Annotated in this window: 16 protein-coding genes; 8 read left to right on the top strand and 8 right to left on the bottom strand. The window is 41.6% G+C overall.

The genetic code is table 11. From position 1 onward, the window contains the following. Nucleotides 1–4 precede the first annotated feature (4 nt). The 4 genes from H3T84_RS11065 to def form a co-directional block, all read right to left on the bottom strand. Nucleotides 5–601 (bottom strand): DUF4390 domain-containing protein, encoded by a 597-nt coding sequence (locus H3T84_RS11065; RefSeq protein ID WP_037475193.1) that lies wholly within the window; start codon nucleotides 599–601, stop codon nucleotides 5–7. Further along, on the bottom strand, nucleotides 567–1,820 hold the full coding sequence (gene rsmB, locus H3T84_RS11060) for a 16S rRNA (cytosine(967)-C(5))-methyltransferase RsmB (RefSeq protein ID WP_198219137.1): 1,254 nt from the start codon (nucleotides 1,818–1,820) through the stop codon (nucleotides 567–569). Before rsmB ends, H3T84_RS11065 begins: the two co-directional genes overlap by 35 nt. Continuing rightward, nucleotides 1,817–2,758 (bottom strand): methionyl-tRNA formyltransferase, encoded by a 942-nt coding sequence (fmt, locus tag H3T84_RS11055; RefSeq protein ID WP_037475190.1) that lies wholly within the window; start codon nucleotides 2,756–2,758, stop codon nucleotides 1,817–1,819. The genes rsmB and fmt overlap by 4 nt, the downstream gene beginning before the upstream one ends. Before the next feature lie 77 nt (nucleotides 2,759–2,835). After that, nucleotides 2,836–3,339 carry a peptide deformylase gene (def, locus tag H3T84_RS11050; protein ID WP_037475188.1) on the bottom strand — a complete coding sequence of 168 codons (504 nt, stop codon included), beginning with the start codon at nucleotides 3,337–3,339 and terminating at the stop codon, nucleotides 2,836–2,838. A gap of 160 nt (nucleotides 3,340–3,499) precedes the next feature. Between def and H3T84_RS11045 the strand changes: the two genes are divergently transcribed. From H3T84_RS11045 to H3T84_RS11020, 6 genes are all read left to right on the top strand, one after another. After that, a complete protein-coding gene (locus tag H3T84_RS11045; protein WP_174832815.1) occupies nucleotides 3,500–4,717 on the top strand; it encodes a LysM peptidoglycan-binding domain-containing protein in 1,218 nt (405 codons plus the stop codon). Between the two features lie 826 nt (nucleotides 4,718–5,543). Continuing rightward, entirely contained in the window at nucleotides 5,544–6,290 is a 747-nt protein-coding gene (locus tag H3T84_RS11040; RefSeq protein WP_037475182.1) for an MtnX-like HAD-IB family phosphatase, read from the top strand. A gap of 24 nt (nucleotides 6,291–6,314) precedes the next feature. Continuing rightward, nucleotides 6,315–7,136, top strand: coding sequence for a carboxylesterase (locus tag H3T84_RS11035; protein ID WP_198219136.1), 822 nt, complete (start codon nucleotides 6,315–6,317; stop codon nucleotides 7,134–7,136). A gap of 34 nt (nucleotides 7,137–7,170) precedes the next feature. Continuing rightward, nucleotides 7,171–7,527 (top strand): EamA family transporter, encoded by a 357-nt coding sequence (locus tag H3T84_RS11030; RefSeq protein WP_037475176.1) that lies wholly within the window; start codon nucleotides 7,171–7,173, stop codon nucleotides 7,525–7,527. After that, a complete protein-coding gene (locus H3T84_RS11025; RefSeq protein WP_025329809.1) occupies nucleotides 7,527–7,937 on the top strand; it encodes a multidrug efflux SMR transporter in 411 nt (136 codons plus the stop codon). Before H3T84_RS11030 ends, H3T84_RS11025 begins: the two co-directional genes overlap by 1 nt. 30 nt (nucleotides 7,938–7,967) lie before the next feature. Beyond that, nucleotides 7,968–9,155, top strand: a complete 1,188-nt coding sequence (locus H3T84_RS11020) for a DegT/DnrJ/EryC1/StrS family aminotransferase (protein WP_198219135.1) — start codon at nucleotides 7,968–7,970, stop codon at nucleotides 9,153–9,155. Here H3T84_RS11020 and H3T84_RS11015 read toward each other — a convergent pair. The 3 genes from H3T84_RS11015 to H3T84_RS11005 are packed head-to-tail and all read right to left on the bottom strand — an operon-like array spanning nucleotide 9,137 to nucleotide 12,577. Then, complete coding sequence (locus H3T84_RS11015; protein ID WP_025329811.1) at nucleotides 9,137–10,027, bottom strand: arginase family protein; 891 nt, start codon at nucleotides 10,025–10,027, stop codon at nucleotides 9,137–9,139. The two genes, H3T84_RS11020 and H3T84_RS11015, sit on opposite strands and share 19 nt — an antisense overlap. Beyond that, nucleotides 10,020–11,108, bottom strand: a complete 1,089-nt coding sequence (locus H3T84_RS11010) for a GNAT family N-acetyltransferase (protein ID WP_198219134.1) — start codon at nucleotides 11,106–11,108, stop codon at nucleotides 10,020–10,022. The genes H3T84_RS11015 and H3T84_RS11010 overlap by 8 nt, the downstream gene beginning before the upstream one ends. 53 nt (nucleotides 11,109–11,161) lie before the next feature. Beyond that, nucleotides 11,162–12,577, bottom strand: coding sequence for an aspartate aminotransferase family protein (locus tag H3T84_RS11005; RefSeq protein WP_025329813.1), 1,416 nt, complete (start codon nucleotides 12,575–12,577; stop codon nucleotides 11,162–11,164). Nucleotides 12,578–12,970: 393 nt separating this feature from the next. On the opposite strand from H3T84_RS11005, the gene H3T84_RS11000 reads away from it, so the two are divergent. Both H3T84_RS11000 and ppk2 read left to right on the top strand, forming a co-directional pair. Continuing rightward, nucleotides 12,971–14,164, top strand: coding sequence for an MFS transporter (locus H3T84_RS11000; RefSeq protein ID WP_025329814.1), 1,194 nt, complete (start codon nucleotides 12,971–12,973; stop codon nucleotides 14,162–14,164). 139 nt (nucleotides 14,165–14,303) lie between these two features. Beyond that, a complete protein-coding gene (gene ppk2, locus H3T84_RS10995; protein ID WP_198219133.1) occupies nucleotides 14,304–15,197 on the top strand; it encodes a polyphosphate kinase 2 in 894 nt (297 codons plus the stop codon). 65 nt (nucleotides 15,198–15,262) lie between these two features. Here ppk2 and H3T84_RS10990 read toward each other — a convergent pair whose 3' ends face one another. After that, nucleotides 15,263–15,988 (bottom strand): 16S rRNA (uracil(1498)-N(3))-methyltransferase, encoded by a 726-nt coding sequence (locus H3T84_RS10990; RefSeq protein WP_025329816.1) that lies wholly within the window; start codon nucleotides 15,986–15,988, stop codon nucleotides 15,263–15,265. Between the last annotated feature and the right edge of the window lie 446 nt (nucleotides 15,989–16,434).

The following is a 16,434-nucleotide window of genomic DNA, read 5'->3' as shown; positions in this document are numbered from 1 at the left end:
GTATTCAGTCCGCGTTAATTGTGAGACGATGCCAGCCGGAATCCAGTTGCCAGCTATGAGATGTGAGCGCATTGATCTGGAATGGCTTAGGTAGCTGACTGATGCTCAGACTCAGGCGAACATCAGCACGAACCTCTCCTGCTGAGACGCCACTGAGTGTGCCGGTGTTCAGTACACGCCAGTTGGCTGCAGCGCCAATGGCTCTCAGTGCAGTGTCAAGACTATTGTATTCTGTAGAGAAAGTGGAACCCATGCTGACACGGTAGCGGTTAGTAAGCGGATGATAGGCCAGCTTATACTGGATAAGACTATCACCGCCAATCAGGTTATTAATCCGATTACGGTAAGAAGCAAGTGTCGGGGCTGTTAACTGGTAATTCAGATTGAAATTTAATGGCACACCCTGAGTCAGAGCCTGCTTGAGCTGATCTGGCAGCTGTGTATTAAAACGTGTATTGATAGAAAGCTGACCATTGCTGGCAATACTAGCCTGAGCACGTATGGTACTGATGCCTTCTGCCAATGCTACAGCGATGCTCAGGCAAAGGAGACAGGCAAAAAGTAGACTAGATTTTATCGATAAGCGCGTAAAAAAAGCCATCTTGTCTGCTATTCGGTAACAAAATACGGGATTGATGCTCGCGGGCATCCGCATGTCGGTTTAAAAAATGAGTTAACTGTTGCTGGTTTTCTTCCATAAAAATTGAACAGGTGGCCAGAAGCAGGCGCCCGCCTGATTTTAATGTCAGCCACAGATTATCCAGTAAAATTTCCTGTTGTAATGCCGTTTTCTGTCCGTCCTGTGGCTGACGCAACCATTTGATATCTGGGTGACGTTTTACTACACCTGAAGCCGTACAGGGAACATCAGCAAGAATGGCATCAAAGGTGTTGCCATCATACCATGAGTGCAGATCTTTTGCGTCGGCACAATGCAAATGTGCCTGCTGCTGCAGGCGTTGCAGATTATCCTGTACGCGCTCAAGACGCTGCGAATCTATATCCAGTGCTGTTACATCGCAGTCTGCCCATTCAAGTATATGTCCGGTTTTACCACCCGGTGCAGCACATGCATCCAGAATGCGTTCACCGGATTGCGGATTCAGTAAAGGAATGGCTTGCTGAGCACCAAAATCCTGTACAGACACATGTCCTGCAGCAAAATCCGGCAGCTTTGATACGGCTACTGCCTGTTGCAGCATAATGCTGTGTGTATCAAGAATTCTGGCTGATATACCGGCTGCGGCCAGTTTGGTTTGATATTGCTCAGCATCAGTATAGCGACGATTGACTCGCAATGTCATAGGTGGATGCTGAGCCATTGCTGTAACCATATTATGCCAATGCTGAGGATAATGTTTTTTAAGATAGTTTAACCACCATGCTGGTAGATTGAAACGGGCTGTATCCTGTTTAAGTGCATTTGCTAATAAGTCCTCATGCTCGCGTAAAAAGCGCCGTAACAGAGCATTAACCAGTTTCTGGTAACGACCACCGTGCAATCGGCGTGCATGATTTACAGCTTCATTCACGACGGCATGATGTGCATTGCGAGTAAAATGTAATTGGTATAAAGAAATGATAAGAAGATGGCGAATATCTGCTGGTGGTGAAGCTGTGGTCATTTGCTGTACAAGTTGTTGCAACAGACCTAAATAACGCAGGCTACCATGAGTAAGATCTTGCAATGCAGCTCTGTCAGAGGCTGATAGTTCAGGATGTTGCTGTATTACCGTAATCAGAATTTCATTGAGATTACATCCGTTTAGGACTTCGCCGATGATATTTGCTGCTAATTGCTGGGCGCGAGCCATACTCATGCATCAGTCTCCGCTGAAGCGAGTAATGTACCCTGTTGCAAGATATTACCGGCTTGGAATGCGGTTACAGACATAGCTTTGCTACCCGCTTTCTGAATTTCTTCAATACTGATGGAGTCTTTGCCACAGGCTACAATCAGCTCATGTTCATTACTGTGTAAAACCATTCCCGGTATGCCTGTGTATGAAATTACCTTAGCACGCCGGATTTTAAGCGGTTTATCCTGCCAGACAGTCCATGCTCCGGGTACCGGATTAAAAGCACGAATTTTTCGTACAATTTCTGCAGCAGGCTGGGTCCAGTCAATTTGCGCTTCAGCTTTGCTTAATTTATGAGCATAAGTAACGCCTATTTCACTTTGTGGAATTGGCTGTAGCTGGTCTATTTGTTGTAAATCAGCAACAATTGCATCTGCACCCAGCTGCATTAATGCATCATGTACTTCACTAGCTGTATCGTCTGTTTTAATAGTATATTTATGACGACTGATTACTGAACCGGTATCTAGACCGGCGTCCATTTGCATGATACACACCCCGGTTTCCTGATCGCCGGCTTCAATTGCACGCTGAATCGGCGCGGCACCACGCCAGCGTGGCAACAGGGATGCATGAATATTGAGACAGCCATATCTGGGAATGTTAAGCACAGCCTGTGGCAGCAGTAGCCCGTAAGCAGCTACAACCATGACATCAGCCTGCTGATTTTCCAATATTGCCTGAATTTCGGCCGTTTTTAATGTGGTTGGCTGCATTACGGTGAGACCGTGTGTCAGTGCTACTTTTTTAACTGCACTGGGTTGTAACTTTAACCCGCGCCCGCTAGGGCGGTCTGGCTGGGTTAGTACCAGAGGCACGTTAAAACCGGCTGTAACAATAGCATTGAGTGCAGCGGCAGCAAAATCAGGGGTTCCGGCGAAAATAACAGAAGGCTTCATGTAATAGATCCACAACAGGCATAATAGCTATTGTTTTCAAATAGCTATATAAATAAAAAGTCTGATAATAAATTTCGTTACATTTTTTCGCGTGCGCGTTTTTTCAGTTTGGTTTTGATACGGTTCTGTTTCAGTGGCGACAGATATTCGACAAATACCTTGCCGGCAAGGTGATCGAGCTCATGCTGAACACAGATGGCCAGTAAGCCGTCTGCTTCCAGTGTGAATTTTTCACCATGTTCGTCATAAGCTTCAACGGTAATACGTTCAGAGCGGTGTACCATCTCATAAATACCGGGAACGGATAAACAGCCTTCTTCGTACTCGGTATCACCTTCTCTGGCAGTAATGACCGGATTAATAAATACACGCAGCTGATTACGTTCTTCGGAGAGATCCATTACTACTACGCGTTCATGAACATTAACCTGAGTTGCTGCCAGTCCGATACCTCGTGCCTGGTACATGGTTTCAGCCATATCCTGTACCAATGTACGAATTCTATCGTCAAATTCGGCAACAGACTGTGCAACAGTATGTAAACGCTCATCAGGATATTGTAAAATGTTTAAGAGGGCCATTGTGTGTTTAATTCCTTGTTCAACTATCTGACCTGATTACATGATGGCAATATGGATTTTTTAAAGATTGTTGATATGGATTCAGGTAAACTGTTATTAATATCCATACCATGTCATATAACAATCATTTAAAATAGCAATCTCCCTAAGGATACTTTACATGCATAAACACATTATAACTCTGCTGTGTACGCTAGGTATGGCAATATCTGCACCAGTAATGGCTAAAGTAAAATTACGTCCGGATGCACCAGCACAATATGTAGTGAAAAGTGGTGATACTCTGTGGAGCATATCCGGTAAGTATCTTTACAGTCCCTGGCAATGGCCTCAACTTTGGGGCTCTAACCGGGCTCAGATTCAAAATCCGCAAAAAATCTACCCGGGCCAGGTTTTAACTCTGCGTTATGTTAACGGACAGCCACGTCTGGGCTTTGACCAAAACAGTGGTATCCCGACTATTAAAGTACGTCCGCAAGTACGTGATTTATCTTCTGGTTATGGTATCAGTACTTTAAATATTGATTTTTACCGCATCTTTACACAACATCCGCAGGTAATTGACAAAGAGCAGACCGCTAAAGCACCTCGTCTGATTGCCGGAAATGAAAATCGGGTTATGTTCAGTACAGGCGATCGTGTGTATGCAGATCAAACACTTGAACCGGGCCGTTATCTGATTTACCGCATAGAACAGAATATTAAAGATCCTGATACACATAAATATCTGGGTCAGCTGGTACGCTTTAGTGGCGAAGCTGCAACGCTTGCCGGACGCAATAGTGCACTAGCTGAGCGTAGTTCAAATGAAGCTGCCAATTTACCTGAGGATGAGTATTATTCACGTAAAAATTTAGTGTTTAAAGTTCCGACAAGGACTGCACAGCCGATGTATATCACCAATACGACATCAGAAATTAATGAGGGTGATTATTTATTAAAAATTACTGATGAACATGATCCGTTTCAGATGATGCCACATGCTCCGGCTACTGAGATCAAAGGTAAAATTGTATATATTATGGATGGCGTCGGAGAAGCAGGGCCCTATCAGACAATTACACTTAATGTAGGCAGTAAGGATGGTGTAGATAAAGGAACGGTTGTCAGCTTATATAAGAAAAGTCGTCATTTCAATTCTATATTAACAACAGATCCCAAGAATTCCCGCAACAGAGGGAAGTATTTGAGTATTCCTGCTGAAGAAGTTGGGTTGGCGCTGATTTATCGTGTAAGTGATAATTTATCTTCGGCTATTATTATGAATGCATCAACAGCATTAAAAATTGGTGATATGGTGATGAATCCCGGCCATGATCTGGATGATGTTACTCAGGATCCAAAACAAGATTCTAATGCGATTCAGACTAATTACTGATAAATTTATCGTACAGTAAATTTATAATTAAGTGGTTATATATTTTTGATAAAAAAGTGCGAATTAATTCGCACTTTTTATTTATGGCTATTTTGCTATAAAAGACTCAATTTGAAAGAAAAGAGATAATGAGATTATTGCTGATTGTTATTATGAAAATATATTGATATGTTATTTAAAAAATAATATTTATATCATATGGTTATTAAAATAAAATTTATTTAAAAATTAAAAACTATTGGGAATAAATTTGAAGATGCTATAATTTGATTAGGATATAAAATTAAGTTTAATTAACAATCGGACTATTTTTTAATTACTGTAAAGATTACAGTAAACACTATTTTATACATCTATAGCGCTTTACAGAAACTATTATTCTAATTAGTTTAATTTCTGACCGAAATGCATTAGAATATATACTTTAATTAGCTAAATTTTTTATTCATATCAGCTATCTGTATAAAATACAGTATTTGGTATAAATAGAATTTGTAATATAGGTAGCAAACAAGCAATTTAAGTTTCAAACGGATATACTGATAAATTTGATAGTGTGTACTTATTGTTTATCTTAGATATATTAGTCTGAAATTTACAGCCCAAAGTGAATGGATATTAATCAATATATATTGATAATACCATACTCTCCAATCGGTAAATTATAAATTTAAACTTAATTTTCATGCAGGCAGGACTTTGCCTGCATGAAAAATCGTATGGTTGAGGTTTACCGAACTTATGATATTTCAATCGTTTTGAATAATCTTTCATTTTCCTTGTTACAATACTAGATTGTTTTTTATAATTTTTTATATGGAACACTATGAGTTGTTTCTTCCCCATTGCTGATTACCGGAAATATCATCAACCACTTTTTTATGCTAACAATTTAAATCAGTATACAGTGTTATGTGATTTTGACGGAACTATCAGTGAAAAAGATGTTACGGATACATTACTGAATCATTTTGGTAATGCGAAATGTGCCTTATTGGAGCGGCAATGGCAGGAGGGTATCATTGGTTCGCAGGAATGCATGCGCCAGCAGATTGCTAATATGCAGGCGAGTCAGCCAGAATTAGACCGTGTGCTGGCACAGATTAGAATTGATCCTGCTTTCAGTGAATTTATCGGTTTTGCACAAAGCAGAAATTTAAACGTGCATATTGTCAGTGACGGGCTGGATTATGCAATCCAGTCCATCCTTAAGCGGTATAATCTGGATTTCTTACCGATTTTTGCCAATCGCTTATTGCATAATCAACAGCGCAGCTGGAAACTGGATTTTCCTTATGCCAATGATCATTGTCTTAAAGCCAGTGGTAATTGTAAATGTCAGCACCGCCGGAAACTGACCGGTTTTCAAAAGATTTTCTATGTTGGTGATGGTACATCGGATTTTTGTGTGGCAGATAAAGTAGATATGGTATTTGCCAAAGATAAATTAATTGATTTTTGTCAGCAACAACGGATTGCGTATTATCCGATCAAGAATTTTGGCGATGTTACTGACATTTTGCCTGAGTTGCTTAAAGCTCCGGCTGAGAATAGCTGCCTGACTCCGGTCTAGGGCATTAATACCCGATTTATAATTATGATTCAAGATTCTTCTTATTTTTTACCAGGCAATCGCAATGGTGTTTTGCTGATACATGGTCTTACCGGTACCCCCAATGAAATGCGTATTCTGGCCAAAGGGCTGCATCAGGCAGGTTTTACTGTCTATGCCATGCAGTTGGCCGGCCATTGCGGTGATGAAGCTGATTTATGTCAGACTACCTGGCATGATTGGTATGCCAGTGTGCAGGAGGCTGCGCAATTTCTAAAACAAAAAGTCGATTGTCTGTTTGTAGCAGGATTATCGATGGGTGCGCTGTTGGCATTGAAACTGGCGGCCGATCAGCCTGAGCTTGTAAAGGGTGTGGGTGTCTATGGTGTAACATTCAGCTATGATGGCTGGTCTATTCCATTCTGGGCAAAACAATCTTTTGTGCTATTACCGTTTTTTAAAAAATTTCATTTATTTCAGAAAACCTCATTTATAGAGAAACCACCGTATGGGCTGAAAGATGAACGTATTCGTGCAACTGTTGCTGCCAGCATGTTCAGTGGCGATAGTGCCAGTGCCGGTCTGGCCGGTAATCCGTTTCCGGCGCTGGCAGAAATGCAGGCACTGGCCAAAATAGTGCGGCGACAATTGCCACAGATTACAGCTCCCTGTCTGATTATGCATTCTGGTCATGATGATATTGCCAATATCAAAACTAATGCGCGTCTGGTAGAAAAGTATGTCAGCGGGGTAACAAAATTTATTGTTCTGGATGACAGCTATCACCTGATTACCATTGATCGCCAGCGGCGCGAAGTAATCAATGAATCAGTTGCCTTTTTCGAGCATATAGCGCAAACAGCGTAAGTGAATATCTATCTCGCAGCAAAGGAAATATTATATGACGATGCTTGTATTCATTTTATGGTTTGCCAATATCTGTTTTGATACGCTCGGGCAAATAGCATTTAAATATGCAGCCATTGCGCCAGATAACCGCAATGGCTGGTATTACTGGATTGATCTGTTCAGTAATTACTGGTTGTGGATTGGGATTGGTTCCTATGTCGCTGAATTTTTGCTTTGGCTGGCATTTTTAAGTCAGGTACCATTGTCACAGGGTATTTTGCTTGGTTCAATTAACATTATCGTCCTGATGCTGGTAGGACGGGTTTTGTTTCAGGAAAAGCTTACCCGTTTCCGGTTAGCTGGTATGTTTTGTATTACCATCGGAGTAATACTGGTAGGAGCGTCCTAATGCGTAAATTTTATATAGTTGGTTTTGCGCTCTTATTATTGTTTGATACATTGGGGCAGAGCAGTTTTAAATTAACTGCTATTCATGCGCAGCCACTTGCTGCGGATTGGGACTGGATTTCCCGTGTATTTACTCAGCCGTGGGTATATATTGCCATTGCTGGCTATATTGGTGCTTTTTTTACCTGGATGATGCTGTTGAAAAAAGCACCGGTTGGTCCGGCATTTGCTGCATCGCATCTGGAAGTAGTTACGGTAATGCTGGTTTCAGCTTTTCTGTTTCATGAGCACATCACAAACATTCGTATCCTCGGCGCGATATTTATTGTGGCTGGTATTATCTTTTTAGCACTGGCTGAAAAAGAAATCATAGAAACGGAGGAGCATAGTAAAGATGATGAGCCGTGTTAACTTTTCCGGTTCAGAAGACTAGTATTATATATGTTATACTACTATGAGAACCCGCCTACTGCCGGATTACCGCTAAAGTGGTCTGACTGGTGGCCGGCAGCTCAGTCACTTACGAGCAGAGTCAGCGAACAATTGCATCTGCCGCCTTTACAACTTACCTGTTCAGGTACAGCAGCACTGATTATTGCGTTAACAACACTGGCGCAGCAACAGCCACAGCGTAAAACCGTAATTGTACCGGCATATACCTGTCCGCTGGTTGCGCTGGCCGTTCATCATTGTGGTTTACAGTTACAGTTATGTGACTTAAAACCCGGTAGTATCGATATGGATATCGCTCAGTTAAGTGCTCTGTTAAATGAGCAGGTATTGGCAGTGATACCTACACACTTGGGCGGCCGGGTGACAGATGTCAGTACCGTTAAACAACTGGCTCAGTCCTATCAGATTAGTGTGATAGAGGATGCAGCGCAGGCATTGGGTGCAGAAGTAGGGCAGCATGGTGATATTGTGCTGTTCAGTCTGGCAGCCGGTAAAGGGCTAACTATGTATGAAGGCGGTTTGTTAACCGCCAGTGATATGCAATTACGCAGTAATTTACAAGCTATGTCCGAAAAATTATTGCCACGCCGGTGCAAATGGGAGTTGCTGAGAACCCTGGAATTATTTGGATACACTGCTTTGTATAATCCTGCCGGTTTACATTTTGTTTATGGGCAAGGCAGGAGAAAGGCATTGCGCCGGCAGCAATGGATTGCAGCCGTTGGAGATGATTTTGATTTTGATATTCCAATGCATCGGGTTAGTCGCTGGCGTCAGCATGTAGCTGCTAATGCTTTCCTGCGTTTACCGGCATTTCTAGATATGTTGCAAAAGCAGGCCTACCAGCGTATTGAACAATTGCAGAGTATTTCCGGAATAGAGGTGATCGTCGATCAGCATGGTCGGGGTGTATGGCCTTTTCTAATGGTGTTATTGCCTGCATGCCAACATCGCGATGCTGTATTAAAACAGCTATGGACTAGTCCGCTGGGGGTAACGCGGTTATTTATTCACCCATTGTCTCAATACGATTATTTACAGCCGATTGTACCTGCTTCATCCATGCCGAATGCTGAAGACTTTGCTGCACGTATGTTCACTATTACCAACAGCCTGTGGCTTACTGATGCTCAATTTTCCCGGATATGTGAAGTTATTCAGGATGCTGTGCGCTGATTCTGAGCCAGAGCGGCAAGCAATTGCTGATTAACCGCATGATGTTTTTCTTGCCATGCAGTCAGTGTAGTAGCCGGAATGGGTTCCTGTTTGTCCATTGCACTCAGTAAGCGTTTTAGCGGGCTGGAATATTCCCACTGAGATACTTCACCAGTAATATCGCTGCCAATAATCCGCTGATTCATAGCGTTAATCACAGTTAATAAATGTTCCAGTTGCATGCGCCCCTGATCCCAGTTGGTTTGTACTACGTCCTTACCCAGAACATCTTTGTCTATCGAGATATATACGGGTTCATTAGTATGTTGCTGTGTCTGGATAAAAGTGCTTACCAGTTCTTCTGGTGAGGAGAATGCCCGAAAAGCCTGTTTCAGACCAATTGTTCTTGCCCAGCCAACCCGTACATCCATACACCAGTAAGTTAATTTACCCTGAAATAATGGCGCCAGCCGGTTTTCCCAGCTGTGTGCCACCCCTATATCATTTGAAGTAATACCTAATACATGTACATGGCTGACAAAAGGCAATTGCGCCACATAGCTGACCCACGAACCACAGTGAATTCCGAACAGATAACGCATATTATCCGGATGATTATCAAAAATAATGACTTGTATCGGATTGGAGGCACTGAAAAATTGCTGTAAACGCTTAATCAACAATAGTGAAATATGATGATAGTCGCCACTGCCGGTTAATACCGTACCATAATGTTCGGGTAATTGCTGATTCAGTTCAGCCTGTAATTTCTTAAAACTGGTCTGAGAGCAACCAAAACGAATAACTTCCTGCCATTGACCAAGTTCAATTCTTACTGCATCTGGTATAGATCCTGTACTGTGGTCAAAATCCAGAATTACCGTTTTATTCATGTTTTTTACTATCCTGAGTAGGCTGATTGCTATTTTCCTGCCAGATTTTATCCTGTTCGAAACGAGTACTGATTTTTGCCAGTAGCTTTCTTAAAACAGGATTGCGGACATACACCATATGTTTGGTAAAAGTAAATTGTGCACCTAAAGATGCTTTAACTTGCGGATCCGTCCAGCCGGCGACATAAACTTTAAGTCCATGCTCTTTGGCATAATTCAGATTGTAAAACCAGCTCAGATAATACAAATTCAGTTCCCGTGCCTGAGGATAAACAAAACCGATATACTTATCTACCAGCATACCGTTCAGAACAAAACAGATATTGTAACCAATTAGTTCTTGCTGATAATGGTAGGTAAAAATCCTGGCCTGATTGCTGCTGTCCTGTAACAGGCGCACAAAAAAATCTTTGGTTAATAAATCAAAATGGATTTCACTTTGATTATAAACATTCAAATATAACTGATAGTACTCATCTAAAACGGCCTTATTCTGAAAATAGGCATCACCACTGTGTATACAACCGATTTCTACCAGCGATTGCGTTTTTAATTTGCGCCGGAAGTTTTTACGCCGCTGATAAGACAGACGGCCTAGATATTCATCAATATCATTAAAATCTATCGGTACCCAGGCTAATGCCTGACCTTCTACTGCAATAAATCCTTCTTGTTGCAATACCTGTATCAGTGATGCAGCATATTCATTTGCCTGATGATTCAGTAATGGTGATTGCTGAGGAATATCTTTCACAATCAGCAGCGGATATTTTTTGCCATAATGCTGTTTAATTTCCCCCGCTAACTGCTGCACAGATTGTTGTTGAGTAAACAGCGCATATTCCGATACAGTAGTACCAATAAAACAAGTTTCAGGTTTCAGAAACTGCTGCCACCAGTTAAATAACGGCCAATGGCGAATTTTTTGCTGAAAATCAGATTCTGCGGTAGTCAGTAAATCAAACCGTGCAGCAAATGCCGGTACCCCGCTAGTTAATTGCCATGCTGTAAAATCCTGAGGCGGACTGGTCAGAAAAGTGTCGACCAGTTCATTCGGTTCCAGTTGAGTCAGATAATTCATAATTTACTAATACGGCAGCCAGCCTGAATATCAGCCGGCTGCCATTACCAGCCCTAAGCTGTTAACTCTTTTTTAGCACGTGTAATCAATTGATCCAGCAATTCAATACCCTGATCAATTTCCTGTTTAGTAATATGTAATGAAGGCGCAAAAGTAATGACATTTTTGTAATAACCGCCAATATCCAGTACCAGCCCCATTTTCTGACCCTGCCAGTCCAGATCGCCGGACATACCAATATCCACCATTTTGTCTACCAGAGCTTTATTCGGAGTAAAGCCGTCTTCTGTGCAGATTTCGGCACGTAAAGCCAGCCCCAGACCGTCTACTTCACCTATTTCCTTATGGCGCTGTTCCAGTGTTTTTAAGCCCTCAAGGAAATACGCTCCGCTTTCCATAACCATTTTTTCATAATCAGTTTCGGCCATCATCTTAAATACTTCCAGACCTACTGCTGTTCCTAATGGATTTGAGGCAAAAGTAGAATGAGTAGAACCAGCCGGAAATACCTGAGGATTAATCAGTTCTTCCCGCGCCCACAGACCACCAAGCGGATTCATACCATTCGTCAGTGCCTTAGCAAATACCAGCATATCTGGTTTTACATCAAAGTGTTCAATTGACCATAATTTACCGGTGCGATAAAAACCCATCTGAATTTCATCAACAACCAGCAAAATACCATATTGATCCAGAACCTTTTTCAGTCCTTTAAAGTAGTTGCGTGGCGGTACAATATATCCGCCTGTTCCTTGCAGTGGTTCCACATAGAAGGCTGCATATTCAGCTTGTCCCGCTTTCGGATCCCACACACCATGGTATTCTGTTTCAAACAGGCGGGCAAAATCTGCCACCAAATGTTCGCCATACTCTTCTGCCGTCATTCCTTTAGGGCGGCGGAACGGATAAGGAAACGGAATAAACATAGCGCGATCACCAAAATGGCCATAACGCCGGCGATAACGGAAGCTGGAGGTAATGGAAGATGCACCTAAAGTACGTCCATGGTAGCCACCTTCAAACGCAAACATTAATGAACGGCCTTCAGATGCATTACGGATAATTTTCAATGAATCTTCAATACACTGAGAACCACCGACATTGAAATGCACACGACCATCATGACCAAATTTACGTTTCATATCCAGAGCAATGGTTTTAGCCAGCTCAATTTTAGTAGGATGCAAATACTGGCTGGCACATTGCGGTAATGTATCAACCTGTTGCTTCAGCACAGCATTCAGCCGTTCATTTGCATAGCCAAAATTACAGGCCGAATACCACATCTGTAAGTCCAGATAAGGCGTACCATTTTTATCGTACATATAGCTGCCTTCGCAGCCATCAAAGATTTTTGGCGGATTCACATAATGTACCGTATCACCAAACGAACAGTACTTTGCTTCATCTGCCAGTAACTGTGCATCATCAGGACGATTTACAAGTATTTGAGCACTAGGCTTACTCATCATTTATTCCATTCATTTAAAATAAAACATCTTAATAAAAAGTACATAATTAATACTATTATATCCTGCTAAAGCATCAAAACCGTAACAAACAAAACCTAATAACCTGATAAAAACATTATCTGCTCAATATTCAATTATCTTTGCACTTAATTTAAAAAAAGAAAATGTGTAAAACATATTGGCTTAGCAATTCACTGACAATATATAGATGCACCCTAACCAAATAAAATCTTATTTTTCAAAAAAATAAACAATATTTAATTATCCGCAATACACTTATGCAAAAAAAACTAAAATCTATTTTTATTAATATTTTTCAATTAGTTATAATTAAATCACAATAAACACACAATATTACTGGCTACTATTGATCAGCCTAATCACACAACTATGAACACAGAACCTAATCGCATTCCTCATCCCCGCTGGCTTTTATTTGCTCTTGCTGTTGGCGGTTTTGCAATCGGCACTACAGAATTTGCCACCATGAGTGTTTTGCCCTATATCGCCAGTGGTTTAAATATAAGCGAACCTATAGCAGGGCATCTAATCAGCATTTATGCACTGGGTGTTGTCCTAGGCGCTCCGGTTATTGCCATATTTGGTGCACGCTTTAGCAGGCGCAGCCTGTTACTGGTGCTTATGGCATTTTTCTCTCTGACACATCTCGGCACGATGCTGGCTCCAGATTACCGCAGTATGATGTTATTTCGCTTTTTAAGTGGCTTGCCGCATGGTGCCTATTTTGGTGTTGGTGCACTGGTTGCTGCAGCTATGGTGCCTCCAGATAAGAGAACTCAGGCTGTAGGATTAATGATGATCGGTTTAACCATTGCTACCACCATCGGCGTACCTTTGAGTAGCTGGTTGGCTCAAGCAGTAGGCTGGCGGGTTGTTTTTCTTATCGTTGCCATACTGGCTGCTTTAACAGTGATACTGGTAGCTCTTTTTTTACCGGCAAATTGTATGCAAGGAGGCGGTAGCAATGCGCTGCGTGAACTTAGTGCACTGACCAACCGGCAAATATGGTTGACACTGGCTATAGGAGCCATTGGTTTTGGCGGCATGTTTGGCATATATGCTTACATGGCTTCAACACTTGAAGATATTACCGGTATGTCACCTAAAAACGTACCACTGGTGATGTGTCTTTACGGTGTAGGCATGACTCTTGGCAATATTATCGTGCCACGCCTGGCCGGTCGCCATGTGATGGGTGGATTAGCATGCTTACTGGCCTGGTCTGCTGCTATGCTGGCCTTATATCCTTTTGCAGTGCATCATCCTTACTGGATATGTATTCAGGTTGTACTAATCGGTATGAGCGGTGCTGTAGGTACATTATTACAAATCCGTTTAATGGATGTAGCTAAAGAAGCTCAGACACTGGCTGCAGCACTCAACCATAGTGCTTTTAATGCTGCCAATGCCTTAGGACCCTATTTAGGCGGTTTAACCATTGCCGCCGGTTGGGGATGGACAAGTACAGCATGGGTTGGCGTTGCTCTTGCTATCATCGGTTTAATCGTATGGTGGTTTACAGTAAAAGATGAACAGCGCACTGCTGCCGCAAATCTGCAATAACTAAGTTTATTCATGTATACAGAACAGTAAATAATATTGTAAAAACATGTAACTGATGTTGCAAATAACTGTTAACGTTAATAATCTGTTAATATTAAATTTACTTTAATTATTAATAACAACAGATAGGGGAAGTATTATGACTGCAAACCAGCAGCAATCTGAAACCAAAATACCTGATACTGAGCAGGGAGAAAGCCAGAATAACACTTGTCCGAATAAAAGTGCCAAACATAATCAAGATAAAAATACCAAACATAAAAAACTATCCCAAAAGAAATACTACAAAGAGCTGGAAAAACTTCAGGGTGAAATGGTTGCCCTGCAAGAATGGGTAAAAGCCTCCGGACAAAAAGTATGTATTATTTTTGAAGGTCGCGACGGAGCAGGTAAGGGTGGTGCAATTAAAGCTGTTACTGAAAGAGTCAGCCCTCGTATTTTTCAAACTATTGCCTTGCCGGCACCAAGTGAACGCCAAAAGTCACAAATGTACATGCAGCGCTATATTCCTCATTTACCTGCGGCTGGAGAAGTCGTTATTTTCGACCGTAGCTGGTATAACCGTGCAGGTGTAGAACGCGTGATGGGATTCTGTACCGAAGAAGAAAGTAAGGAATTTCTCGAAGTTATTCCATTTATGGAAAAAGCTATAGTTAATTCCGGTATCATCCTGCTTAAATACTGGCTTGAAGTGAGTATGGAAGAACAGCATAGACGTATGCTTGGTCGAATTAACGACCCGCGTAAAATCTGGAAGCTTTCTCCCATGGATATCAAGTCCTACAGTCGCTGGTATGATTACTCCCGGGCTCGTGATGAAATGATCATGGCAACTGATACCTCATGGGCACCGTGGTACGTGGTTGATTCTAATGATAAAAAGAAAGCGCGTCTGAATATCATTAAACATATATTGAGTGAAATTCCGTATAAAAAGACACCACGGAAAAAGGTCGAATTACCAAAACGTCAGGATAAGGGTGATTATCAGGAACCTAATTATCCTTATCGTTATATACCAGAAGAATATTAATACAGAGCCAGCCAGATAGCAGACTAAACTGGCTGGTTTTATTATCAGTTCTGGATTTTTCTAATTTACCCGCGAAAGTCTCCCCATAGCAACTGCATTGCCGCAATAGCTGCCAAAGATGCTGTTTCTGTCCGTAATACTCTGGGTCCTGTGCTGATTGCATTAAAGCCATGATTAATTGCCAGCTCTTCTTCAGCCTGGCTTAATCCGCCTTCAGGACCAACCAGCAATACTACTGCCTGTGGCTGTGTAAACTGATTTAATGCTCGGGGCTGGTTTAAACTCATCAGCAGTTTTAAATCATCCACACCCAGAGCACACAATGCATCTGACAATCCCGTTATCGGTTGAATTTGAGGTACTACCGTTCTGCCGCATTGTTCACAGGCACCAATAGCAATATCCAGCCAGCGCTCAAGTTTTTTCATTGCCCGTTCGCCACTTAAGCGCTGGCTACTGCGTTCCGTCAGTACTGGCTGAATCATAGTTACGCCCAGCTCCACAGCTTTTTGAATAGTTAAATCCATACGATCACTACTTGATATGGATTGCATCAACGTAATATTTAATGGTGACTCTAAATTAATATCTGTACTTTCACGAATCAGTACATCCACATTTTTCTTACCCATTGACGTAATTTCAGCCTGATAGACCTTTCCAAGCCCATCAAAAAGCTCAATTACCTCACCTGGCTGGTAGCGTAACACCTGTACATGGCGAGCAGCCGTATCAGGTAAAGAGAATGCATCTGAAACTAAAACACTGGGCGGTAAATAAAAACGGGGCATAATAGTAGTAAAAAAATCAATCAATAATCCAGCGAATAAAAATAGCCGGATTAACATTTAAACAATTAAATGACTATTCTAATTGTTTATAGAAATACAAAAACGAGTATAAAAATACCTAATCTATAAGTCATACATTTAAATAAATCTGCAAATACCCATTCTTATATCAGCAATACAAATTATAAACAATGATACCTTTTCACAATCTAAAGAGTATTAATCTTTAGAACTAACGAATATGAATACACAACTCATTTAATAAACACACAGACAAAGCAAGTCATGAAAGTTTGAAAAATAATCAAACTGAGTCAAAGGAGTCAAAAATAAACTCAGGAAAAACAGTTGAGTGAAGAGAAAGTCAAAAATAAATGCAAGCAGGAGTTGACAGGGGATTAGTGGAGGCGTATAGTTCGCCTTCTTCGCTGATGACGCGACACGAA

This window comes from Snodgrassella sp. M0110, assembly GCF_016101465.1.
In the GTDB taxonomy this organism is placed as follows: domain Bacteria; phylum Pseudomonadota; class Gammaproteobacteria; order Burkholderiales; family Neisseriaceae; genus Snodgrassella; species Snodgrassella alvi.
The sequence above is the reverse complement of the archived record's forward strand: the minus strand, read 5'-3'. Positions and strand labels throughout refer to the sequence as shown.

What these genes read in the sequence shown, in the direction of transcription:
- rsmB (WP_198219137.1), bottom strand. Translation starts at nt 1,820, where the DNA reads ATGAGTATGGCTCGCGCCCAGCAATTAGCAGCAAATATCATCGGCGAA.
- H3T84_RS11065 (WP_037475193.1), bottom strand. Translation starts at nt 601, where the DNA reads ATGGCTTTTTTTACGCGCTTATCGATAAAATCTAGTCTACTTTTTGCC.
- ppk2 (WP_198219133.1), top strand. Translation starts at nt 14,304, where the DNA reads ATGACTGCAAACCAGCAGCAATCTGAAACCAAAATACCTGATACTGAG.
- H3T84_RS10990 (WP_025329816.1), bottom strand. Translation starts at nt 15,988, where the DNA reads ATGCCCCGTTTTTATTTACCGCCCAGTGTTTTAGTTTCAGATGCATTC.
- H3T84_RS11010 (WP_198219134.1), bottom strand. Translation starts at nt 11,108, where the DNA reads ATGAATTATCTGACTCAACTGGAACCGAATGAACTGGTCGACACTTTT.
- H3T84_RS11005 (WP_025329813.1), bottom strand. Translation starts at nt 12,577, where the DNA reads ATGAGTAAGCCTAGTGCTCAAATACTTGTAAATCGTCCTGATGATGCA.
- H3T84_RS11000 (WP_025329814.1), top strand. Translation starts at nt 12,971, where the DNA reads ATGAACACAGAACCTAATCGCATTCCTCATCCCCGCTGGCTTTTATTT.
- H3T84_RS11015 (WP_025329811.1), bottom strand. Translation starts at nt 10,027, where the DNA reads ATGAATAAAACGGTAATTCTGGATTTTGACCACAGTACAGGATCTATA.
- def (WP_037475188.1), bottom strand. Translation starts at nt 3,339, where the DNA reads ATGGCCCTCTTAAACATTTTACAATATCCTGATGAGCGTTTACATACT.
- H3T84_RS11045 (WP_174832815.1), top strand. Translation starts at nt 3,500, where the DNA reads ATGCATAAACACATTATAACTCTGCTGTGTACGCTAGGTATGGCAATA.
- H3T84_RS11020 (WP_198219135.1), top strand. Translation starts at nt 7,968, where the DNA reads ATGTTATACTACTATGAGAACCCGCCTACTGCCGGATTACCGCTAAAG.
- H3T84_RS11025 (WP_025329809.1), top strand. Translation starts at nt 7,527, where the DNA reads ATGCGTAAATTTTATATAGTTGGTTTTGCGCTCTTATTATTGTTTGAT.
- H3T84_RS11030 (WP_037475176.1), top strand. Translation starts at nt 7,171, where the DNA reads ATGACGATGCTTGTATTCATTTTATGGTTTGCCAATATCTGTTTTGAT.
- H3T84_RS11040 (WP_037475182.1), top strand. Translation starts at nt 5,544, where the DNA reads ATGAGTTGTTTCTTCCCCATTGCTGATTACCGGAAATATCATCAACCA.
- fmt (WP_037475190.1), bottom strand. Translation starts at nt 2,758, where the DNA reads ATGAAGCCTTCTGTTATTTTCGCCGGAACCCCTGATTTTGCTGCCGCT.
- H3T84_RS11035 (WP_198219136.1), top strand. Translation starts at nt 6,315, where the DNA reads ATGATTCAAGATTCTTCTTATTTTTTACCAGGCAATCGCAATGGTGTT.